Annotated in this window: 21 protein-coding genes and 1 pseudogene; 15 read left to right on the forward strand and 7 right to left on the reverse strand. The window is 66.6% G+C overall.

Going from position 1 to position 20,303, the window contains the following annotated elements; genetic code table 11:
* Positions 1-36: 36 nt before the first annotated feature.
* Genes QO058_RS12730 through QO058_RS12740 form a run of 3 tightly spaced genes read left to right on the forward strand, consistent with a single transcriptional unit; the run spans position 37 to position 3,092 of the window.
* Positions 37-627, forward strand: coding sequence for a shikimate kinase (locus QO058_RS12730; RefSeq protein ID WP_284172398.1), 591 nt, complete (start codon positions 37-39; stop codon positions 625-627).
* Complete coding sequence (gene aroB, locus QO058_RS12735; protein ID WP_284172399.1) at positions 624-1,772, forward strand: 3-dehydroquinate synthase; 1,149 nt, start codon at positions 624-626, stop codon at positions 1,770-1,772. Before QO058_RS12730 ends, aroB begins: the two co-directional genes overlap by 4 nt.
* A gap of 12 nt (positions 1,773-1,784) precedes the next feature.
* A complete protein-coding gene (locus tag QO058_RS12740) occupies positions 1,785-3,092 on the forward strand; it encodes an HlyC/CorC family transporter (RefSeq protein WP_284172400.1) in 1,308 nt (435 codons plus the stop codon).
* 124 nt (positions 3,093-3,216) lie between these two features.
* On the opposite strand, the gene QO058_RS12745 is transcribed toward QO058_RS12740, so the two are convergent.
* On the reverse strand, positions 3,217-4,389 hold the full coding sequence (locus QO058_RS12745; protein WP_284172401.1) for a calcium:cation antiporter: 1,173 nt from the start codon (positions 4,387-4,389) through the stop codon (positions 3,217-3,219).
* 147 nt (positions 4,390-4,536) lie between these two features.
* Here QO058_RS12745 and QO058_RS12750 point away from each other — a divergent pair, with 147 nt between their 5' ends.
* Positions 4,537-4,932 (forward strand): hypothetical protein, encoded by a 396-nt coding sequence (locus QO058_RS12750; protein ID WP_284172402.1) that lies wholly within the window; start codon positions 4,537-4,539, stop codon positions 4,930-4,932.
* 3 nt (positions 4,933-4,935) lie between these two features.
* Here the strand turns inward: QO058_RS12750 and QO058_RS12755 are convergent, their stop codons facing one another.
* Together QO058_RS12755 and QO058_RS12760 are read right to left on the reverse strand one after the other, a co-directional pair.
* On the reverse strand, positions 4,936-5,265 hold the full coding sequence (locus tag QO058_RS12755; protein ID WP_284172403.1) for a DUF1330 domain-containing protein: 330 nt from the start codon (positions 5,263-5,265) through the stop codon (positions 4,936-4,938).
* A 102-nt stretch (positions 5,266-5,367) separates the two neighbouring features.
* Entirely contained in the window at positions 5,368-7,179 is a 1,812-nt protein-coding gene (locus tag QO058_RS12760) for a glucan ABC transporter ATP-binding protein/ permease (RefSeq protein ID WP_284172404.1), read from the reverse strand.
* A 136-nt stretch (positions 7,180-7,315) separates the two neighbouring features.
* Here QO058_RS12760 and QO058_RS12765 point away from each other — a divergent pair, with 136 nt between their 5' ends.
* Together QO058_RS12765 and QO058_RS12770 are read left to right on the forward strand one after the other, a co-directional pair.
* Complete coding sequence (locus QO058_RS12765; RefSeq protein WP_284172405.1) at positions 7,316-8,086, forward strand: motility protein A; 771 nt, start codon at positions 7,316-7,318, stop codon at positions 8,084-8,086.
* Positions 8,087-8,099: 13 nt separating this feature from the next.
* Positions 8,100-8,924 (forward strand): OmpA/MotB family protein, encoded by an 825-nt coding sequence (locus QO058_RS12770; protein ID WP_284172406.1) that lies wholly within the window; start codon positions 8,100-8,102, stop codon positions 8,922-8,924.
* Between the two features lie 9 nt (positions 8,925-8,933).
* On the opposite strand, the gene QO058_RS12775 is transcribed toward QO058_RS12770, so the two are convergent.
* Together QO058_RS12775 and QO058_RS12780 are read right to left on the reverse strand one after the other, a co-directional pair.
* Positions 8,934-9,443 (reverse strand): hypothetical protein, encoded by a 510-nt coding sequence (locus QO058_RS12775; RefSeq protein ID WP_284172407.1) that lies wholly within the window; start codon positions 9,441-9,443, stop codon positions 8,934-8,936.
* A 2-nt stretch (positions 9,444-9,445) separates the two neighbouring features.
* Positions 9,446-10,150, reverse strand: coding sequence for a L,D-transpeptidase family protein (locus tag QO058_RS12780; protein WP_284172408.1), 705 nt, complete (start codon positions 10,148-10,150; stop codon positions 9,446-9,448).
* A gap of 89 nt (positions 10,151-10,239) precedes the next feature.
* Between QO058_RS12780 and QO058_RS12785 the strand changes: the two genes are divergently transcribed.
* Positions 10,240-10,989: a M15 family metallopeptidase gene (locus QO058_RS12785; RefSeq protein ID WP_284172409.1), complete on the forward strand. Its 750-nt coding sequence runs from the start codon at positions 10,240-10,242 to the stop codon at positions 10,987-10,989.
* 19 nt (positions 10,990-11,008) lie between these two features.
* On the opposite strand, the gene QO058_RS12790 is transcribed toward QO058_RS12785, so the two are convergent.
* Complete coding sequence (locus QO058_RS12790; protein ID WP_284172410.1) at positions 11,009-11,539, reverse strand: CAP domain-containing protein; 531 nt, start codon at positions 11,537-11,539, stop codon at positions 11,009-11,011.
* 4 nt (positions 11,540-11,543) lie between these two features.
* A complete protein-coding gene (locus QO058_RS12795; protein WP_284172411.1) occupies positions 11,544-14,132 on the reverse strand; it encodes a DUF3772 domain-containing protein in 2,589 nt (862 codons plus the stop codon).
* Positions 14,133-14,575: 443 nt separating this feature from the next.
* Between QO058_RS12795 and QO058_RS12800 the strand changes: the two genes are divergently transcribed.
* The 8 genes and pseudogenes from QO058_RS12800 (at position 14,576) to QO058_RS12835 (ending at position 20,301) form a co-directional block, all read left to right on the forward strand.
* On the forward strand, positions 14,576-15,043 hold the full coding sequence (locus QO058_RS12800; RefSeq protein ID WP_284172412.1) for a (2Fe-2S)-binding protein: 468 nt from the start codon (positions 14,576-14,578) through the stop codon (positions 15,041-15,043).
* 78 nt (positions 15,044-15,121) lie between these two features.
* Positions 15,122-17,314 carry a xanthine dehydrogenase family protein molybdopterin-binding subunit gene (locus tag QO058_RS12805; protein ID WP_284172413.1) on the forward strand — a complete coding sequence of 731 codons (2,193 nt, stop codon included), beginning with the start codon at positions 15,122-15,124 and terminating at the stop codon, positions 17,312-17,314.
* A complete protein-coding gene (soxX, locus tag QO058_RS12810; RefSeq protein ID WP_284172414.1) occupies positions 17,311-17,757 on the forward strand; it encodes a sulfur oxidation c-type cytochrome SoxX in 447 nt (148 codons plus the stop codon). Before QO058_RS12805 ends, soxX begins: the two co-directional genes overlap by 4 nt.
* A complete protein-coding gene (locus tag QO058_RS12815) occupies positions 17,720-18,214 on the forward strand; it encodes a thiosulfate oxidation carrier protein SoxY (RefSeq protein ID WP_284172415.1) in 495 nt (164 codons plus the stop codon). Before soxX ends, QO058_RS12815 begins: the two co-directional genes overlap by 38 nt.
* A 5-nt stretch (positions 18,215-18,219) precedes the next feature.
* On the forward strand, positions 18,220-18,546 hold the full coding sequence (gene soxZ, locus QO058_RS12820) for a thiosulfate oxidation carrier complex protein SoxZ (protein WP_284172416.1): 327 nt from the start codon (positions 18,220-18,222) through the stop codon (positions 18,544-18,546).
* A 98-nt stretch (positions 18,547-18,644) separates the two neighbouring features.
* A pseudogene (locus tag QO058_RS31090) lies at positions 18,645-18,842 on the forward strand (sulfur oxidation c-type cytochrome SoxA); the annotation flags it as partial.
* Positions 18,843-18,907: 65 nt separating this feature from the next.
* Entirely contained in the window at positions 18,908-19,303 is a 396-nt protein-coding gene (gene soxA, locus QO058_RS12830; protein ID WP_284172418.1) for a sulfur oxidation c-type cytochrome SoxA, read from the forward strand.
* A 62-nt stretch (positions 19,304-19,365) separates the two neighbouring features.
* A complete protein-coding gene (locus QO058_RS12835) occupies positions 19,366-20,301 on the forward strand; it encodes an alpha/beta hydrolase (RefSeq protein WP_284172419.1) in 936 nt (311 codons plus the stop codon).
* Positions 20,302-20,303 lie beyond the last annotated feature (2 nt).

Genomic DNA, 20,303 nt, shown 5'->3' on the forward strand with positions numbered 1-20,303 from the left:
ATCCTCATGCTAGAGCGGGCGAGAGGAATTCTTTCGATGACGATGGCGGAAACGATCGAACAGGTGGACCGGATCGCCCTGCGTGCCGCGCTTGGAGCGCGGGCGGTGGTGCTGGTGGGGATGATGGGCTCGGGCAAGAGCTCGGTCGGCAAACGCCTGGGCGCTCGCCTCGGCCTGCCCTTCGTCGATGCCGACACCGAGATCGAGACCGCCGCCGGCATGACGATCCCGGAGATCTTCGCCCAGCGCGGCGAGAGCGAGTTCCGTGACGGCGAGCGCCGGGTCATCTCCCGCATCCTGGCGACCCGCGCCCCGCTCGTATTGGCGACGGGTGGCGGTGCGTTCATGAACGCCGACACCCGCGCCCGAATCGCCGAGCTCGGCGTCTCGATCTGGTTGAAGGCCGAGTTCGACGTGCTGATGCGCCGCGTTCGCAAGCGCAGCAACCGCCCCTTGCTCCAGACCACCGATCCGGAGGCGACGATGCACCGGATGCTGGCCGAGCGCGAACCGGTCTATGCGCTTGCCGACATCACGCTGATCTCCCGTGACGACCCGCACGAAGTCGTCGTCGAGGATGCGATGGCAGCGCTCGACCGGCGGCTGCGCGAGGAGGGCATGCGATGAGCGCGGTGACGGCCTCCGAGGCCGCTGTTGCGGCGCGTATCGTCGTGCCGGTCGCGCTGGCTGAGCGCTCCTATGACATCCTGATCGGCCGCCATCAGCTCTGCGAAGCTGCGGAGACCATTGCCGCGCTGAGCCCTGGGGCCCGCGCCGCGATCGTCACCGACGAGAACATCGCTGCCCTGCATGCGCCGGCGCTCGAAACCTGCCTGCACCAGGCCGGCGTCACGACGACGCGCCTGGTCATCCCACCGGGCGAGGCTTCCAAGTCCTATGCGCGCTTCATCGAGCTCTGCGACGGGCTGCTTGCCGCCAAGATCGAGCGCAACGATCTCGTCATCGCGCTCGGCGGCGGCGTCGTCGGCGATCTCTCCGGCTTTGCCGCCTCGGTGCTGCGCCGCGGCGTGCGCCTGGTGCAGATCCCGACCAGCCTGCTTGCCCAGGTCGATTCCTCCGTCGGCGGCAAGACCGGCATCAATTCCAGCCACGGCAAGAACCTGATCGGCGCCTTCCACCAGCCGGCGCTGGTGATCTGCGACACCGCTCTGCTCGACACGCTGAGCGAGCGCGAGTTCAGGGCCGGCTATGCCGAGGTCGTGAAATACGGACTGATCGACGATGCCGGATTCTTCGACTGGTGCGAGGTCAACTGGCGCCGCGTCATGGCGGGTGGGCCCGAGCGCGACCATGCGGTTGCGACCGCCTGCCGGGCCAAGGCCGCAGTCGTGGCGCGTGACGAGCGCGAGGATGGCGACCGCGCCTTGCTCAATCTCGGCCACACCTTCGCCCACGCGCTGGAGCGCCTGACCCGTTACGATTCCACCCGGCTCGTCCATGGCGAAGCCGTCGCGATCGGGCTCTGCCTCGCCTTCCGCTTCTCGCAGCGGCTCGGTCTCTGCCCCGGGCAGGACGCGGGCCGCGTCGCCGCTCACCTCACCACCGTCGGCCTGCCGACCAGGTTGCAGGACGTGCCCGGCGGCACTGGCACCGCCGCTGAGATCGTCGATGCGATGACGCAGGACAAGAAGGTCAAGCGCGGCGCGCTGACCTTCATCCTGGCGCATGGCATCGGCCGCAGCTTCATCGCACCCGGGGTTACCGCCGAGACGGTGGGGGACTTCATCGAGAGCGAACTCGTGGGGACCTGAGCGCTTCCTTCCATGGTCGCCATTCCTCATCTCGATCCCTGGCTCGCCCTCGCCGTCGTCGCGCTCGGCGTGCTGCTGACCGGCTTCCTGGCCGCGGCCGATGCCGCGCTCCACGCGATCTCCCGTGCCAGGCTCGCTGCTCAGGAGAAGGCGGGCAGCCGCCGCGCCGCGATTGCGCTGCACGTCCTCGACGATCGCGAGCGTCTGAGTGGCGTTTTTCTGCTGGCGCGCACCTTGGTAAAGACCGCGACGGCGAGCTTTGCCGCCTATGCAGCTTTGGCCTCCTTCGGCGCCAGCGGTGCGGCCGGCCTCGCGATCGCGGTCGCGCTGATCATCGTCGTGCTCGGGGAACTGGCGCCGCGCATGGCGGCCGTCGCTGATCCCGAACGCGTGGCGCTCAAGCTGGTGCGGCCGGTGGCCCGGCTGCTCGCTCTGTTCGGCCCGCCGGTGCGGCTGATGCAATGGTTTGCCCGCCGCGCGCTCGGCCTGTTCGGCCTGCGGATCGACTCGCAGCGTCCCGTGCTGGCGATCGACGAAATCCTGCGCGACCAGGTCGAGCTGATGCGCCAGGGCGGCATGGTCGAGAAGGCCGATGGCGACATGGTCAGCGGGCTGCTCGACCTGAAGCAGCTCGCAGTCGACGACGTGATGATCCACCGCACCAAGATGCGCACGATCAATCTCGATCTCGGCCCGGAGGCGATCGTCCGCGAGGTCCTGGCCTCGCCCTACACCCGCATGCCGCTCTGGCGCGAGAAGCCGGAGAACATCGTCGGCATCCTGCACGCCAAGGACCTGCTGCGCGCGCTCGACGCCGCCGGCGGCGACGCCGGCAAGCTCGATGTCGCGGGAATCGCCTTCGCGCCCTGGTTCGTACCGGTCAACACGCCCTTGCCCGAGCAGCTCAAAGGCTTCCTTGCCCGCAAGACGCATTTCGCCCTCGCGGTCGACGAATACGGCGAGGTGATGGGGCTGGTGACGCTCGAGGACATCCTCGAGGAGATCGTCGGCGACATCCGCGACGAGCACGACGTCGCCGTGCCGGGCCTGCGCCAGCAGCACGACGGCGCGGTCATCGTCGACGGCGGCGTGCCGATCCGCGACCTCAACCGGGCGATGGACTGGCAATTGCCGGATGCAGAGGCGACGACCATCGCCGGCCTCGTCATCCACGAAGCCCGCGCCATCCCCGATGCCGGTCAGGCCTTCACCTTCCACGGCTTCCGCTTCGAGGTGATGCGCAAGAGCAGGAACCGGCTCACCGCGCTCAGGATCGCCCCGGCCGGCAACGGCGTACCCGCCGGCCCGGAAGCGGCCTAGAGCCCGTTCCGATCAGCTTGCACCGCAAGCTGATCGGTAAAACGGTCTCTAGATTCAAAGTGAGAGACGGATTCACTGATCAGATTGATTCAATCCGATCAGATCCGGCTCTTGCCGGCGACGCTCAGGGGCTGAAGACCAGCACCAGGAAGACGAAGAACACCGAAAGGTGCACCGCGCCCTCCAGCATGGTCGTGCGCGTGCCGGTGAAGGTCAGCGTCGAGAGCAGGAGCGTCATCGCCAGGATGACCATGTTGGTTCCGGACAGGCCGAGCACCACCGGCTGGCCGGTGACCAAGCCGATCACGAGGACCGCCGGGACCGTCAGCCCGAGCGTCGAGGCGGCGGCGCCGAGGCAAAGATTGATCGCCCGTTGCAGTTGGTTGGTGGTGATCGCGCGCAGCGCCGCGATGCATTCCGGCGTGAACACCACCATGGCGATCAGGATGCCGCCGAGTGCGACGGGGGCTCCGAGGCTCGCGATCCCGAAATCCAGCACGGTCGCAAGACTCTTCGCCAGGATCACGATCGGCAAGATGTTGGCGAGCAGCAGCACGACATGGGACCGGGTCGAGCCGCCCGACGTCACATGTGGCGTCTCCTCGGCCGAACCAGGGTCGGCCGCAGGCTCCGATGCCAGCCCGGACTCCGATTGCATCTTACCCCGGATATAGGCGGCTCCGTAGGGCATGTTGGATTCGCCCGCCGGCTCCTGGAAGAAGACGCTGTGCCGGCCGGTCTGCAGGATCAGGAAGGCGCCATAGAGCAGCAGCGTGAAGAGCGAGAACGCGATCGACTGGAAGGTTGTCAGCGTGCCATCAGCCGTCGAGGTCGTGAAGTTCGGCAGCACCAGCGGGATCAGGGTGAGCGGGATGATCACCGCGAGATAGGCCGAAGCGCCCTTGAGATTGTAGCCCTGCGAGAAATGCCTGAGACCGCCGAGCAGCAGGCCGATGCCGACCACGCCGTTGAGCACGATCATCAGGACCGCGAACATCGTGTCGCGCCCGAGCGTCGGCGCGCCCTTGGCGCCCAGCATCACCGCCGAGATCAGCGCCACCTCGATGATGACGATCGAAAGCGTCAGGATCAGCGTGCCATAGGGCTCGCCGAGCCGGTGCGCCAGCTCCTCGGCCTCGTGCACCACGCCGAAGGCCGCCCAGACGATCACGCCGAGCAGCCAGGCGAAGATGAGCAGGGACGGAACGGGAGCTCCGAGCTGCCCCAGCAGCGCACTGCCGAAGAACTGAAAGGCTAAGACCGAAGCCCAGGCGCAGGCGAGGCGGGCAATCATCATGTCGTCGTGGCAATCCGTGGTTGGAAGCGATGCGGAGGCGCATACCTGTCCGATCATTCCACAATGGCGCGGGTGTGACACGCGATTGTTGCCCGGCTGCTGATGGGTTTTCGCAAAGGCGCCACAAAGCAAGGCGAGACCAGCGCGATGATCGCACTTGCCCTTCGCTTTACTTCTCTCGCTGCCCTCGCAGGCACGTTTCTCCTGCCGACCACAGGCACGACGCGGGCTCAGCCTGAGCCGACCTTCCGCGCGACCTGCGGTGAGCTGCGCGCGGCGCTGAAATCATTGGCCGGAAAGGAAGGCGAGCTCATCACGATCGAGGTCGAAGGCCCGCTGGGCATGGTCAAGGCAGGCGCCGGGCTGACCTATCTCGGTTTGTGCCAGGCGCCCGATCCGCAGGTGCTTTGCGTCACCTATGACAGCAATGGCCGAAAGGCCGGCGAGCGTGTCGTTGTCAGCGGCAGTTGGGAACAGGTCGGCACCGACCATGTCAAGCTCGACCCCTGCCTGCATTTCCTGCCAGGTGAGCCGGCCCGCTGACGGTCAACCCAGCTTCGCGAGGAAATCGGTCGCCCTGTAGCTCTCCGGCACGCCCTCGACGATGATCGCGGCACTGCGCGAATTGCGCGTTCTCAGCGGCAGGATCGTCTGATAGGCCGGCGAAGCGTACCAGCCATGGGCGGCGGCGAGGTCCGGGAAGGCGATGACGACAAGATCTCCTTCCCAAGGACCCTCCATCACCTCCGGCGTCACGCCATGGATCAGGAAGCGGCCGCCGAAGGGCCTGAGAGTCTCGTCGATCAGTCGGATGTAGTCGGCGATCTCGGCGTTGAGGGCGACGTCGCGAAGGTGGGCGATGGCGTAAGCGGTCATGGGCGTATCCCCTTTGGAGCGGGACTACACCCGCGATGCCGGGGACCATGCGACCTGAGCGGCGGCCGGTCGATTACCTCCGAGGTAGCAAGGAAGCGGCGCTCAGCCCTCGACGATGCCCTTGGCGGCGAGGGAAGAGGGCTCCGTAGCCACCACCGGCTTGTCAGTGACCAGATACTGCGCCCGCGCCAGCGCTGCGAAGCGCCCGCCCTTGGCGACGAGTTCCTCGAAGGAGCCCATCTCGATCACCTGCCCCTGTTCGAAGACCAGGATGCGGTCGGCATTGCGGATGGTGGCGAGCCGGTGGGCGATGACGAAGGTGGTGCGGCCCTTCATCACCTCATCGAGCGCTTTCTGCAGTTTCACTTCAGTGGCTGCATCGAGCGCCGAGGTCGCCTCGTCGAGGATCAGGATCGGCGGGTTCTTCAGCAGCGCCCGCGCGATCGACAGGCGCTGGCGCTCGCCGCCGGAGAGCGTGCGGCCACGCTCTCCGACGATGGTGTCGAGCCCGTCGCTCTGGCGGGCCATCACTTCGGTCGCTTGAGCCCGGTCGAGTGCTTCCACCATCTCGGCATCGGTCGCGTCCGGCTTGCCGACGGTCAGGTTCTCGCGGATCGAGCGCGCGAACAGCATCGGCTCCTGGAAGACGACGCCGATGTTCCGGCGCAGCGAGAGCAGTGAGATCTCGCGGATGTCGCGCCCGTCGGCCAGGATACGGCCCGATTGCGGGTCGAAGGCACGATGCAGCAGGCCGAGAGTGGTCGATTTGCCCGAGCCCGTCGAGCCGACGATGGCGATGGTCTCGCCGGGCTTCACCTCGAAAGAAACGTCGGCGACGGCGGCGCGCTTGCCATCATAGGAGAACGAGACGTTGTCGAAGGCGATAGCGCCCACAAGCCGGCCGGCATCGGGCGCGCCGGGCTGGTCGCGCACCGCCGGCAGCGTGTCGAGCACCTCGAAGAATTCGCGCATCTTCGGCGCCTGCATGAAGATGAAGTTGACGAAGGAGACGATCTGCTCGAGCCGGCCGACCAGCATGGTGGCAAAGCCCATGAAGGTGACGATCTCGCCGACCGTGGTCTGCCCCTGCATCAGCAGCCATGTACCGACGACGAAGATCGAGAGCACGGTCAGTGTCGCCGAGGCGCGGGTCGCGACGGTGGCGACCGCCCACCAGGTCAGGACCGGGATCTGCGCTTCGAGCAGGCTGGTGATGGTGTTGCGCAGGCCACGGACTTCGGCCTCGATCCGGGTGAAGCTCTGGATCACCGGCACGTTGCCGAGCGCATCCGAGGCCCGCTCTGCGAGGCTCGAATGATAGGCCTCGACATTGCTCTGCAGCTTGTCGGTCTTTCGCAGCACGAAGGCGGTGAGCGTGCCGAACAGCACGACGAGGAAGATCAGCACCAGGCCGAGCTGCCAGTTCTTCCACAGCGTGAACGGCAGCAAGATGAAGAGCGCGACGAAGCTGGCGCAATGCTCGCGGAAGAAAGAGAGCCAGAGCGCCCACATGCCGCTGGTGCCCTCCAGCATCACCTTGAGCACCCGGCCGGAATGGGTCTGCGTGTGGTAGGCGAGCGGCAGCGTCAGCGCGTGCTCGAAATAATTCGCCATCACCGCCAGCCGGCGGCGATGCGCCAGACGGTCGGCGAACAGCGCGACAAAGACGCCGGCGGCGATGTTGAACAGGCCGAAGCCCACCCAGGCGGCCAGCAAGACGTTGATATCGGCCCAGCTCGGGCGGGTACCGCTGATCTGCAGGCTGGTCAGCTTGTCGATCAGCGCGCCGAACAGCATCGGCTCGGCGAAGGCAGCGGCCGCCAGCGCGATATTGGCGAGTGCGAGGATGAGCCCGAGGCGCCGTTCCGGGCCGAGCTCGCCGAGGACGCGGGCGTAGATCGCAAGCAAAGACATCGCGCAGCAGCTTTAGACGACGCTGCGGCGTGAGCAAGTCCTCAACCTTAACGCTTCCTTCAACCGCCGCTCCTTATGGTTACCGCGAAAGCGTGGCGTTGGCGTTGCGGCTGCGTAGGCCGGTTTGAGGTGGCTCATGGATATCGCGACCGGCGCAGGCATTATCGGTGGCATCGCGACGATCGTCGCGCTGATCATGATCGATGGTGGCAACTTCGCCGCTTACTGGGACAAGCACGCCGCCATCATCATCTTCGGCGGCGCCTCGGCCGCAACCATGCTGCGCTTTCCCTTCTCTGTGATCGCGCACGGGCTCCCGATGGGTCTCCGCTTCGCCTTCACCATGCGCTCGATCCACCCGCGCGAGCTGATCGACGAGATCACCCGCGTCGCCGAGATCAACCGCAAGAGCGGCCCGGTCGCGCTCGAGAACGTCGAGGTCTCCGACCCGTTCCTGGCGCAAGGCCTGCGCTACATCGCCGACGGCTATGACAAGGACTTCATCCGCGACACGATGGAGCGCGACCGCGACAACTTCCTGCAGCGGCTCGACGAGGGCTCGAAGGTGTATCGCGCCATCGGCGACTGCGCTCCTGCCTGGGGCATGATCGGCACAATTCTCGGCATGGTGACGATGTTCGCCAACATGTCCGACCCGTCCAAGCTCGGCCCGGCCATGGCAACGGCGCTGCTGGCGACGCTCTACGGCGCCATGGTCGCCAACATGCTGACCCTCCCGATCGCCGACAAGCTCCACATCAAGCTTGAGGAGGAGGAGATCTCCCGCACGCTGATCATCGACGGCGTGCTGCAGATGCGCGACGCCAAGAGCCCGACACTGGTGCGCGAAATGCTCCTCGCCTATCTGCCGGACCATCACAGGGCCGAGATGGCCGAAGCCACCTGAGCGGACCTAGCAAATGGCCAAGAAGAAGAGAGGCGGGCATGGCGGTCACGGCTGGTTCGTGACCTTCGCCGATCTCATGGCCCTGCTCATGGCGTTCTTCGTCATGGTCGCCGCCTATTCGAGCCAGGACAAGCAGAAGCTCCAGATCGTCGCCGGCTCGATGCGCGAGGCCTTCGGCACGCAGCGCGACTTCAAGCTCGCCGGCATCGTCGAGGTCGACGGCATTCCGACCAAGACGCACATCAAGAACGCCTATGTCCGCCCGCTCGAGGACGCTTCCGACAACACCGCGCCGAATCACAACCAGCAGAAGGAAGACGGGCTGGTCTCGGCCACCCATGATCGCGGCTTTGCGCTCGCCGCCGCCTCGCTGCGCCAGGCGCTGCGCGAGATGCCGGAGATTGGCGAGCTCTCGCGCAACATCCTGATCGAGGTCTCCGAGCAGGGCATCGACATCCAGCTCGTCGACCAGGACGGCCGGGCCATGTTCGCCGAAGGCTCGACCCAGCCGAACGAGCGCATGCGCAAGCTACTCGCTGCGATCGCACCGACGCTGCGGCGCATGCCCAACAGAATCGCCATTACCGGCCACACTGCAGCTCAGCGCCCGGGCACCGTCGCTCCTGGCAATCCCTGGGCGCTTTCGGTCGGTCGCGCCTCGGCGGTGCGCGAGATCCTCGGCAATGCCGGCGTCCCCGATGAGCGCTTCAGCTCCGTCACCGGCAGGGCCGACACCGACCCCTTGGTCAAGGACAACCCCTATCTCGCCTTCAACCGCCGCGTCGGGATCGTCCTGAAGGCGGATGCGCCGCCCCTGCCCGTCGGCGCCAAGCCCTGAGTCGAAACGCTATTCGCGGCGCAGCCGGATAGCGAGCACGGGCGAGGCCGGCTCCGGCTTCGGCGTGTGCAGGCGGGCGAAGATAAGAACCTCGCCCGTGGCTGACTGTTGCCGGAACAGCACCACCGCGTTCTTCTCGCGGCGTTGCGGCGATCCGGCACCGAAGCGCGTTTCCAGCATCCGCAAGGTCAGGCCGGCTTGCGGCGCCAGGGTGATGTCCGCTTGCCGTGAAAAGCCTTGCTCGGCGGCCGGCAGCGTCAATGTCAGCACCTGGCCGCCGAAGGTGATGAGCCAGTAATCCCCCGACAATTGCGCGGCAGTCGGCGGCATGGCGCCGGACCGGGCGCTTTCGGGCGACAGCCGGCCCGCGACGAACGCCTCCACGAGCGCGAGAGCCATCGCGCCAAGCCCATCGGACTGTTGAGCCAGCGCAGCCGGCACCGACAAGGCAAGGGCGAGCATCACGGCTCCGAGCCCGGCAACCAGGCGACGGCTCGTTTTCGCGCGATGCCGTGTCATCGCTATTTTCCTGGCTTGGGCTTGGCGCCGGTGACCAGCACCTTCTTCACGCCGGGGAAGAAGTGCACCTCGAACGGCGCCGTCGCCTTGGCGTCGTCCGACCAGTCCTTCGGGATCGTCTCGTCATATTTGTGCACGACGACCTTGTTGCCCTGCACCAGGTATTTCTTGTTGATCATGTCGTCGATGTCGTTGGGCTTCAGATGGATGCAGCCATGCGACTCGGTCAGCACGACCGGCTTGCCCTGCGCGGCGCTGGCCTCGTCGTCGGGAGTCGTATGGAAGTACTCCTTGCTCTTCGTCTCGCCCTTGTCGAACTTTCTGTTGTTGTTCTTATCCTTGTAGAAATAGCAGGTCATGTGGCCGAAATCGTTGAAGCGCCACTCGGTCGGCAGCGTGTTCTTGCCATAGAGCTCGAAATTCCGATCGATCAGCATCTTCTTGGTCATGGCCGGCACGAGTTTGCTGAGCAGCTGCCATTTCCCGTCATGCATGACCTTGATCACGCCGCCCTCCTCCTTGATCGCGGAGCCCCAGCGGATTTTCGACCAGACCGGATAGGACGGGCTCGAATGCTTGCCGCAGCGCAGCAGTCGATAGGTGCCTGCATCGGTCGGACCGGCGTAATAGCCGTCATCGGCCTTGGCCAGGGCAGCAGGACCGCCCACTGCATCGAACGTCGCCACGACGAATCTCGGCGGTGCCATCTTGGGGCCTCCTCTCGCGCTGGTTGTTTTCGAATCTGCGACCCTCTGCAGTTGTTTCGACCGGATGCCTGCGCGAGCATACGCTCATCATGGATGGCCGTCACAGGATCGTCGTCGCGCTCGCCTCGACCGGACTGCTCGCCTGGGAGGCTTGCGCCGCGGACGCGCTGCCCGCAGGCTTCGTGCGGCTACGCGAGCTCGCGCCGGCGATCGCGCAGGACATGCGCTATGCGACGCCGTTCAATTTCACCGGCGCGGCCGTGCCTGGCTATGGCCGAAGCGAATGCGTGCTGACGCGCGCGGCTGCCGACGCCCTGATCCGCGCTGAAAAGCGGCTCACTGGGCAGGGTTACGGGCTGAAGCTGTTCGACTGCTACCGTCCGGCACGCGCTGTCGCTGCCTTCACCGACTGGGTGAAGCAGCCCGGCGGACAAGACCTCGGCCGCATCTTCCATCCCGGCATCGCCAGGGGCGATCTCGTTGCCAAGGGCTACATCGTCGGCAATTCGAGCCATTCGCGAGGCTCCACCGTCGATGTCGGCCTCGTCCACGCCGGCGGAGCCGCCTCACCAACTCCCGTGGATGCCGGCCCCTGCGACGGCCCGTTTTCAACGCGCCCACGCGAATCCAGCGTCGATCTCGGCACGAGCTTCGACTGCTTCTCGGAGAAAAGCGCACTCGGCCATTCCGGGATCACGGCCGAGGCTCGCCGCAACCGGGCCACCCTCGCCGCCGCAATGAGCGCTGAGGGCTTCCGTGGCTACAGCAAGGAATGGTGGCACTTCACGCTCGCGAAGGAACCATTCCCCAAGACGCCCTTCGATTTCGTGGTCGACTGACCTCGACAGCCGCGCGCTCTCAGGGCGCGACCACCAGCGCCCAATAGACCTGATATTTCGAGCCGGCCGCATAGGCCGAGGCGATGCCCATGCGCGTCGCGTTCGGCGCCTTCATCACCCGGTCGTGCTGCGGCGAGTCGCGCCAGCCGGAGAAGGCCTCGGCCAGGCGCCGATAGCCGGCCGAGAGGTTAGCTTCGGCGCCGGGCTGGCCGGCGCGCGCGAGCCTGGCCTTCACCGCCTCGGCCTGGGCGGGCTTGTCGGCAGCGGCCATGGCAGCGGCCTCCTGCTCGGCCGCCTGCATCAGCTCGGGGTCGAGCTTCAGTGCGCTCAAGCCGGCATTGATCCGATAGGCCGAGATGGTCGCCCGCGCCGCCTCCGCATCGACCCTGGCAGAGGGCGAGCCGAGATCACGATAGAAGGCAGGTTGCGTCCGCGCGGGCTCGGTGCAACCGGCGAGATTGAGCAGCGAGAGCGCGGCAGCGAGAGCGGCGGGACAGCTCATCGCGCGCAGCCGCTGCGGGCGCGTGGAAAACGCGGGGAAAAGGCGCATCGCATCAATCCTTGGTCTCGTCCTTGCCGCCCGTCGCGGCTGGTTCAGGCTTGGCGGGCGGCGAGGCCGGGGCCTCCTCCGGTTCTTCCTCGGTCTCGGGTGGAGGGCCCGAGCGCTTCACGGTAACGCGTCCACTCGTCGGCTTGGCGCGGCGACCGACCTCTCGCGAGACGGCGGCGGCGATCTCGCCGAGCGAATGCTCGACGCCCTCCAGGCCCTTGACCGTGAGCTCGGTCGCGACCGGGGTCTCCAGCTCGGCCAGGCGTTTGTGAATGACGTAATTGAGATCGCTGGTGACGCGCCCGACGATGTCGACCTCGCCGACGACGCAGATCAGGTCGAAATCCATCGTCGTCGTACCGAGCTTCTTGAACATCACGGCTGGCGGCGGCTTCTTCAGCACGTCGCCATGCGCCTCGCCGGCCTCGAGCAGCATGGCCCGGACGTCCGTCGGATTGAGCCGGCGCGGCACGCTGATCGAGATCAGCACTCGCCCGGTCCGATCGGAACGGACGCGATTGCGCACCACGCCAGAGACCAGGTTCGAGTTCGGCACGATCACCGAGGAGCGGTCGAAGGTCTCGATCTCGGTCGAGCGGACATTGATGCGCTTGACGATGCCCTCGGCGTCGCCGACCACCACCTGGTCGCCGACCCGGATCGGGCGCTCCCAGAGCAGGATCAGGCCCGAGACGAAATTCGACACCACCGACTGCAGGCCGAAACCGATACCGACCGAGAGCGCCGAAGCGACGAGGGTGAGGCGCTCGAGGCTGAAGCCCAGCGACGAGAAGGCGATCGCCACCGCGGCGACATAGCCGACATAGCCCGCCGCCGTGGTGATCGAATTGCGCAGGCCGGTATCGAGCGCGGTCGTCGGCAGAAACTTGCCTTCGAGCCAACCCTGCAGCGAGCGCGTCGCCGCAAGCCCGAGCGCGAAGATCAGGATCGCGACGACGATCGAGGACAGCGAGACCGTGACTCCGCCGACTTGGAAGCCGAAAAAGGCGGCGCGCAGCGAGGTCAGGAAATCGGTCGATTCCAGTCCCCAGGGCGCCAGCGCCAGCATGATCGTGACGACAATCAGCACGATCTTGAGCGCGCCGGATAGCACGACGGCGATCTTCTGCAGCGTCGCCGCACGCAGGCCGATCCCGGCGCGCAGCGTCAGCGCAAAGCGCCCCTCGCCGGTGAGCTGGCTGGTGATGCCGAGTTCGATCAACTGCATCAGCAGCACGAAAGCGGCGGCGAGGATGCCGAGCCAGATCACCTGCTCGGTCAGGAAGGTCGCCAGCACGACATAACCGAGCAAGACCGAGAGGATGACGACGATACCGACGATCCAGCCGAGAATCCGCACCGGTCCCAGACTCGCACCATCGACCGGCACATAGGGGCCGAGGCAGGCCTCCTCCTCGATCTCCTGGTTGTCGCGCAGGCGATAGAGACCAGCGATCAGGATGATCGCGAAGACGGTGGCGACGACGCCGCGCACGATGATCGACAAAGTGAGACCGGCGGCGATCGCCTGCAGCCAGGCCTCCAGCACCTTGCCCACCGCCATCACGATGGCGAGCGAGCCGGCGAGCCATGCCACCGTCCGGGCAGTCGATTCCATCACGCTGGCGAGGCGCCGCTGCGGCTCGCCGGGAGCGAACAACGCATCGGCCAGTGCCTGGACGAAGGCGAACAGGGCGAGCCCGAAGACCGCGGCGAGAACGACGGGCTGGATCCGTGGCGGCAGCAGGCCAGCGGTGTTCAGACCAGCATAGATCAGCCAGCTCGCCAGCGCCGGTGGCGCCGTCCGCGCGACGATGCGCACCAGCGCCGCATAGAGGATATGGCGATCGCTGGCTTCCACATTTGCCGCCAATCGAGCGGTCAGCCGCGGCATGTAGCGGGCGCGCGCGACGTAGAGCGCGATCGCACCGAGGAAGGCGAGCGCGACGAGAACGCCGCGCGCGCTGAACAATGCTGTGGTGAAGACCGAGAGCCAATCGCCGAAGATCAGTTGCGAGGCGCGCAGATCGGACGGGAAGGCCGTCAGCGTCGTCGACCACACTTCGGGATTGAGGATCGACGGGCCAGCTGCGAACAGCGCCTTGGCGAACCGGTCGCGCCTGAGATCGCCGATCGAGGTTTGCAGCTGCTCGCCTTGCAGCAGCGTCGCGCGCCCGATCTTGAGTGCTTCATCCGCCTCCGTGAAGGTCTTGGTACGGGCCTCGCGCTCACGTGCGACGTCCGGTGTTTCGGGCGGTGCATTGGCGTCGGGTTTGGGCCCGAGCTGATCGAGCCTGAGCTTGGCCTGCTCGGTGCGCGGTCCCTGCTCCTCGGTGAGGACACGCAGCTGGTCGAGCAAGGGCTGCAGCCGCAGGCGCTGGCGCTGCAGCTCGTTGTCGGAAACATTCGGATTGGTAAGCGACGCTTCGATCTGGGTGAGTTCGCCCCGGATCGAGTCAAGGCGAGCGCGCCCACTCGCGGGATCGGCCGGCTGCGCCAACGTCGCCAGAGGCACGAGCAGCAGCGCCAGCGCAAGCAGCAAGGCGGCGCCAGACTGGCGGAAAGCTCGTAAAAGGCCGGGGATCATCGGCATCACTGTCCTGCCGGGCTGATTCGCATCGTCGCGCAGCCTCGCCATTGCAGCGGGGCGAAAGCAAGCATGTCTGACGAGACGGCGATACTGCCGGATTCACGGCAGGACCGCGCCGGCGGACGAAGATCGTGCAAGAGCATCACATTCCTGTGAAAGCGCGCCGTGGCCCACGCGCCTGACGCTGCGTTCTTCGACAGGAAACCGGTCAGCATGATGGCAGCGATGCCGAAACCGGCCTCGCACTGCCCTGACGGCCCCGATTATCGGAGGGAGCCCCCAACGCGACCGTGATCACCGGTGATCATACAACCTCTGGCGGTAGCCGCGCTTCTGGGTTTGAATTCCTCCAAGGAACATCTCTGGCCGCGGACTGGCCGGCCTGATCGAACGGCGAGGCGCGCTGGCTCTCTCGCTGACCTTGGAATCGAAACCGGGAGGTTGCGGTGGCTAAGCTGACCATCAATGGCAAGACGATCGACGTTGCGGTCGAGGACGACACGCCGCTGCTCTGGGTGATCCGCGAGCAGATCGGGCTGACGGGCACGAAATACGGTTGCGGCGTCGCCCAATGCGGCGCCTGCACGGTCCATATCGACGGCGTCGCCACCCGCTCCTGCACCATGCCGGTGAGCGCCATTACCGCCGAGCAGAAGATCGTCACCATCGAAGGGCTCTCGCCCGACGGCAACCATCCGATCCAGAAGGCCTGGATCGAGCACGACGTGCCGCAATGCGGCTTCTGCCAGAGCGGCATGATCATGGCCGCAGCCGCCCTGCTCCAGGCCAACCCGAAGCCGAGCGACGCCGACATTGCCGCCGAGATGACCAATATCTGCCGGTGCGGCACCTATAACCGCGTCAAGGCCGCGATCAAGGACGTCGCCGCCGGCGGCCAGCTCGGCCGCGGTTGATCTGATTTTCCCTTAATCCTTGCGCACGGCTCGAGCGCCACAGCCTCGCCGCAGCGCCATCCCCATCAGGAGGACGCCATGAGTCTAGCCTCTGTGACCGATACGAAGCTCTCCCGCCGCAGCATCCTGAAGGGCTCGGCCGCAGCGGCCGGCGCCTTCAGCTTCGGCTTCGCCATCCCCTTCGATGAGGCGCAGGCGCAAGGCGCCGTGCCCGAGATCAACGCCTGGGTCGTGGTCCAGCCCGACGACAAGGTGGTGATCCGGATCGCCCGCTCGGAAATGGGCCAGGGCACGCTGACCGGTCTCGCCCAGCTCGTTGCCGAGGAGCTCGACTGCGACTGGGCCAAGGTCACCACCGAATACCCCACGCCCGGCCAAAACCTCGCCCGCAACCGCGTCTGGGGCAATTTCTCGACCGGCGGCAGCCGCGGCATCCGCGAATCCCATGAATATGTCCGTAAAGGCGGCGCCGCGGCGCGCATGATGCTGGTTCAGGCGGCCGCCGATGGCTGGAAGGTTCCGGCTGCCGAATGCAGCGCCGCCAAGGGCGTGATCACCCACAAGGTCTCCAGCCGCTCGATCCGTTACGGCGAGGTCGCGGCCGCAGCGTCCAAGCTTCAGGCTCCAGCACCGGCCAATGTGCCGCTCAAGGACCCGAAGGACTGGATCATCGCCGGCAAGCCGCTGAAGCGACTCGACACCGCCGACAAGACCACCGGCAAGAAGGTCTACGGCATGGACTTCACGCTGCCGGGGATGCTGAACGCGGCGATCAAGGACTGCCCGGTCTTCGGCGGCAAGGTGAAGAGCTTCGACGCCGCCAAGATCAAGGACATGCCGGGCGTCAAGCACGTCCTGCCGGTCGGCGACAGCGCCGTGGCCGTCGTCGCCGACAGCTGGTGGCGGGCCAAGACCGCGCTCGACGCGCTGCCGATCACCTGGGACGAGGGCGAGCACGCCAAGGTCTCGAGCGAGAGCATCGCCGCCTGGCTGAAGGAAGGGCTCGATGCACCGCAAGCCGCCGTCGGCAACCAGAACGGCGACGTCAAAGGCGCCATCGCCAACGCCGCCCGCGTCATCGAGCAGGTCTATTCCTACCCGTTCCAGAATCATGCCTGCATGGAGGTGATGAACGCGACCGCGCTCTACACCCCCGAGCGCTGCGAGGTCTGGACGCCGACGCAGAACGGCGAAGCCGCGCTGGCTGCCACCGCCGAGGCCTCCGGCCTGCCGCTGGCGAAATGCGAGGCCTACAAGATCGACCTGGGCGGCGGATTCGGCCGGCGCGGCGCCGTCCATGACTGGGTCCGCCAGGTCGTCGCCATCGCCAAGCAGATCCCCGGCACGCCGGTCAAGCTGATCTGGTCGCGCGAGGAGGACATGCTGCACGGGCGCTTCCACCCGGTGACGCAGTGCAAGCTCACCGGCGCACTCGACAAGGACGGCAACCTGACCGGTTTGCACCTGCGCATCTCCGGCCAGTCGATCGTCGCCGGCATCTTCCCGCAGAACATCCAGAACGGCCGCGACCCCGCCGTGTTCCAGGGCCTCAACCCGCCGGGGCCGGAGGCCTCGATCGGCTACACCGTGCCGAACCTCCTGATCGACCACGCCATGCGCAACCCGCATGTGCCGCCCGGCTTCTGGCGCGGGGTCAACCTCAACCAGAACACCATCTATCTCGAATGCTTCATGGACGAACTCGCCCATGCGGCGGGCAAGGATCCGCTCGAATTCCGCCGGGCGCTGATGAAGGACCATCCCAAGCACCTCGCCGTGCTGAATGCCGTCGCCGAGAAGGCCGGCTGGGGCACCAAGGCGCCGGAAGGGGTCTATCGCGGCATCTGCCAGACCATGGGCTTTGGCTCCTATGTCGCGGCTGTCGCCGAGGTCTCGGTCGACGCCGAGGGCAAGCTCAAGATCCACAAGATCACCGCCGCGACCGATCCCGGCCACGCCGTCAACCCGGCCCAGATCGAGCGCCAGGTCGAGGGCTCCTTCGTCTACGGGCTCTCCGCCGCGCTCTATGGCGAGTGCACGGTCAAGGACGGGCGCATGGTCGAGGAGAATTTCGACACCTATCCGGTGGTGCGTATGGAGGACATGCCTGCGGTCGAGACGATCATCGTGCCCTCGGGCGGCTTCTGGGGCGGCGTCGGCGAGCCGACCATCGCGGTCGCGGCGCCGGCAGTGCTGAACGCGATATTCGCCGCCACCGGCAAGCGCGTGCGCAACCTGCCGCTCAAGAACACGGACCTGCGCAAGGCGTGAGGCCTGCCGCGATCCGGACCGCGCTGATCACGCTGGCCCTCGCGAGCGCGCCGGCGAGCGGGCTCGAAGCCTACACCGTCGTCGGCGATGCGATTCCCGCGCCGCTCGGCGGCAAGATCGGCGATCTCAAACGCGGGCGCGCGCTCGTGCTCGACCGGATCCAGGGCAATTGCCTGATCTGCCACCATGTGCCGGAGCCGAACGAGCCTTTCCAGGGCACGATCGGCCCGGACCTCGCCGGTGTCGGCGCTCGGCTCGATGCCGGGCAGCTGCGCCTACGCCTCGTCGATGCCGGCCTGCTCAATCCGCAGACGGTGATGCCGCCTTATTTTCGCATCGAAGGATTGCGAGACGTTGCTCCGGCCTTTCGCGATCGGCCGGCGCTGACTGCCCAGGAGATCGAGGATGTCGTCACCTATCTCGCCAGCCTGCGCACGCCCTGAACCGGCGCTCTCGCGCCGCGACGTGATGGTGGCCGGTGCAGCCGGCCTTGCGCTTGTCACCTTGCCCACACCCGCTCTTGCCGCCGCACCGCCAGCGCTCGCCGAGCTGATCGCGCGCATCACCGAAGGCGCAGTGCCGGAGCGCGGCCGGATCAGCTTCGACATTCCCCAGTTGGTCGAGAACGGCAATTCGGTCGATGTCGCGATCCAGGTCGAGAGCCCGATGACCGAGGCCGACCATGTCCGCTGGATCCATGTCATCGCCGAGAAGAATCCATTTCCCGACGTGGCGCGTTTTCACCTTGGCCCGCGCAGTGGCCGGGCCGACATCCGCGCCACCTTGCGCTTGGCCACCTCGCAGAAGGTCGTGGCGATCGCGGCGCTGAGTGGCGGCGGCTACGTCATCGCCGATATCGACATCGTCGTGACGCTGAGCGCCTGCATCGACGGAGGCTAAAGCTGATGGCATCGTTCAACGCCCGCATCACCATGCCGGCCGAAGCCAAAACGGGCGAGATCGTCGAGATCCGCGTCCTCGTCCGCCATCCGATGGATCGCGGCGGCCAGGTCGATTCTGAAGGGCGCGTCGTGCCGCGCAAGATCCTCAACCGGCTGACGGTGACCTATGCCGGCGAGCCGGTGTTCCGCTACGACATGCACACCGGCGTCTCCGCCAACCCCTTCGTCAGCTTCACCACCCGCGCCGTCGAGACCGGTGAGTTGACTTTCGAATGGCGCGAGGATGGCGGGGCGATCTTCACCCGCACCGCCCGTCTCGTCGTGACATGACCACCGCCGGCCGCGTCCTCACGATAGCGCTGGTCGCGCTGACGGGCGCCGCTGCGGCGCAGGAGATCAAGCCGGGCAGCGCCTTCCTCTCACCGCAGATGCAGCAACGGCAGAGGGATGACGCCCGCAATCCCAGCTCTCTCTGGGTCGAGCAGGGCGCAGAACTGTTCGGCCGCCGCGACGGTACGACGCCAACCTGCCTCTCCTGCCATGCCGATCCCAAACAGAGCCTGCGCGGTGCCGCCACCCGCTATCCGCAGGTCGACGCCGCCAGCGGCAAGCTGATCAATCTCGAGGGCCGTATCGAGCAATGCCGGGTCGACCGGCAGAAGCAGCCCCCTTCGGCTATGAGAGCCAGGACTTGCTCGGCCTCACCGCCTATGTCGCCTCGCTTTCGAAAGGCGTGCCGCTGTCGGTCTCAGCCGATGGTCCGGCGAAGCCCTTTTATGAAACCGGCAAGGCCTTCTACGAGCGCCGGCAGGGCCAGCTCAATCTCGCCTGCACGCAGTGCCATGACGGCCTGGTCGGCCAGAAGCTGCGTGGCGACACGATCAGCTATGGCATCGGCACCGGCTATCCGGCCTACCGGCTGGAATGGAACGGGCTTGGCTCGCTGCACCGGCGGCTGCGCGCCTGTTCGCTCGGCGTCAGGGCGACGCAGTTCGACTACGGCTCCGATGAGTATCTTGCGCTCGAACTCTATCTCGCCGTGCGGGCCAAGGGGCTCGCACTGGAGGCACCGGGTCTGCGGCGATAGGCCTTGGCGACAGTTGCGCGAGCCGTCACGATCCCGGCACAGTCCTGTCGGAGACGTCCTGGATGCTTCGCCTGCCTGCCCTCGTCCCCTTCATGCTGATCGCCACCGCCGCCATCGCCCAGCCCGATGCCGAGCCGCCGGCCTCCGCTGCCAGCGTGACCGCGCCGCCGCCCTTCGTGCTCAAGGGCACCGAGGTCAGGACGATCCGGGCCAAGGCATTGCAGCGCGACTACGAGATCTTCGTCAGCCTGCCGGAATCCTATCAGTCGCAGCCGCGGCGGCGCTTCCCGGTGCTATTCGTCACCGATGCCGACTATGCCTTCCCGCTGGTGCGCAGCATCGCCCGCCGCGTCGGCAACCGGGCCAAAGGACTGGAGGAGTTCATTCTGGTCGGCCTGTCCTATTCGGTCGGCGACACGCCCGAATATAGCCGCCGGCGCGACTATACGCCGACACCGAACGGCGAGAAGACGCGCGACCCATCCGGCAAACCGCCGGTCTTCGGCGAGGCGGAGGGCTATCGCCGCTTCCTCTCTGAGGAATTGATGCCCTTCGTCGCCGCGACCTATCGCACCGACACGACCCGCAGCATCTATGCCGGCCATTCCTATGGCGGTCTGTTCGGCCTTTACGTCCTGCTGACCGAACCGAAGCTGTTCCAGCACTACATCATCGGCAGCCCATCGCTCTGGTTCGACCAGAAGGTGCTGCTCCAGCGCGAGCGCGACTATGCGCAAGCCAACAAGGAATTGAAGGCCAACGTGCTGATGGCGATCGCCTCCTATGAGACGATCGACAAGGCCTCGGGCGATCCGCGCTACAACGGCAAAACCGACATGATCGCCGATCTCCGCGAGTTCGAGCAGGCGCTGCGCTCACGCAGTTATCCCGGCCTGAAGCTCTCGACCAAGATCATTCCCGGCGAGGATCACCTCACCGTCTTCCCGGCGATCGTGACGCGCGGCCTGCTCTGGGCGCTCCCAGCCAAGCGGGACTGAGC

The organism is Bosea vestrisii, from assembly GCF_030144325.1.
Taxonomy (GTDB): domain Bacteria; phylum Pseudomonadota; class Alphaproteobacteria; order Rhizobiales; family Beijerinckiaceae; genus Allobosea; species Allobosea vestrisii_A.

Excerpts from the sequence above, each read along its gene's own strand:
- QO058_RS12730 (WP_284172398.1), top strand. The coding sequence starts at position 37 with ATGACGATGGCGGAAACGATCGAACAGGTGGACCGGATCGCCCTGCGT.
- aroB (WP_284172399.1), top strand. The coding sequence starts at position 624 with ATGAGCGCGGTGACGGCCTCCGAGGCCGCTGTTGCGGCGCGTATCGTC.
- QO058_RS12740 (WP_284172400.1), top strand. The coding sequence starts at position 1,785 with ATGGTCGCCATTCCTCATCTCGATCCCTGGCTCGCCCTCGCCGTCGTC.
- QO058_RS12745 (WP_284172401.1), bottom strand. The coding sequence starts at position 4,389 with ATGATGATTGCCCGCCTCGCCTGCGCCTGGGCTTCGGTCTTAGCCTTT.
- QO058_RS12750 (WP_284172402.1), top strand. The coding sequence starts at position 4,537 with ATGATCGCACTTGCCCTTCGCTTTACTTCTCTCGCTGCCCTCGCAGGC.
- QO058_RS12755 (WP_284172403.1), bottom strand. The coding sequence starts at position 5,265 with ATGACCGCTTACGCCATCGCCCACCTTCGCGACGTCGCCCTCAACGCC.
- QO058_RS12760 (WP_284172404.1), bottom strand. The coding sequence starts at position 7,179 with ATGTCTTTGCTTGCGATCTACGCCCGCGTCCTCGGCGAGCTCGGCCCG.
- QO058_RS12765 (WP_284172405.1), top strand. The coding sequence starts at position 7,316 with ATGGATATCGCGACCGGCGCAGGCATTATCGGTGGCATCGCGACGATC.
- QO058_RS12770 (WP_284172406.1), top strand. The coding sequence starts at position 8,100 with ATGGCCAAGAAGAAGAGAGGCGGGCATGGCGGTCACGGCTGGTTCGTG.
- QO058_RS12775 (WP_284172407.1), bottom strand. The coding sequence starts at position 9,443 with ATGACACGGCATCGCGCGAAAACGAGCCGTCGCCTGGTTGCCGGGCTC.
- QO058_RS12780 (WP_284172408.1), bottom strand. The coding sequence starts at position 10,150 with ATGGCACCGCCGAGATTCGTCGTGGCGACGTTCGATGCAGTGGGCGGT.
- QO058_RS12785 (WP_284172409.1), top strand. The coding sequence starts at position 10,240 with ATGGATGGCCGTCACAGGATCGTCGTCGCGCTCGCCTCGACCGGACTG.
- QO058_RS12790 (WP_284172410.1), bottom strand. The coding sequence starts at position 11,539 with ATGCGCCTTTTCCCCGCGTTTTCCACGCGCCCGCAGCGGCTGCGCGCG.
- QO058_RS12795 (WP_284172411.1), bottom strand. The coding sequence starts at position 14,132 with ATGCCGATGATCCCCGGCCTTTTACGAGCTTTCCGCCAGTCTGGCGCC.
- QO058_RS12805 (WP_284172413.1), top strand. The coding sequence starts at position 15,122 with ATGAGTCTAGCCTCTGTGACCGATACGAAGCTCTCCCGCCGCAGCATC.
- QO058_RS12815 (WP_284172415.1), top strand. The coding sequence starts at position 17,720 with ATGTCGTCACCTATCTCGCCAGCCTGCGCACGCCCTGAACCGGCGCTC.
- soxZ (WP_284172416.1), top strand. The coding sequence starts at position 18,220 with ATGGCATCGTTCAACGCCCGCATCACCATGCCGGCCGAAGCCAAAACG.
- QO058_RS12835 (WP_284172419.1), top strand. The coding sequence starts at position 19,366 with ATGCTTCGCCTGCCTGCCCTCGTCCCCTTCATGCTGATCGCCACCGCC.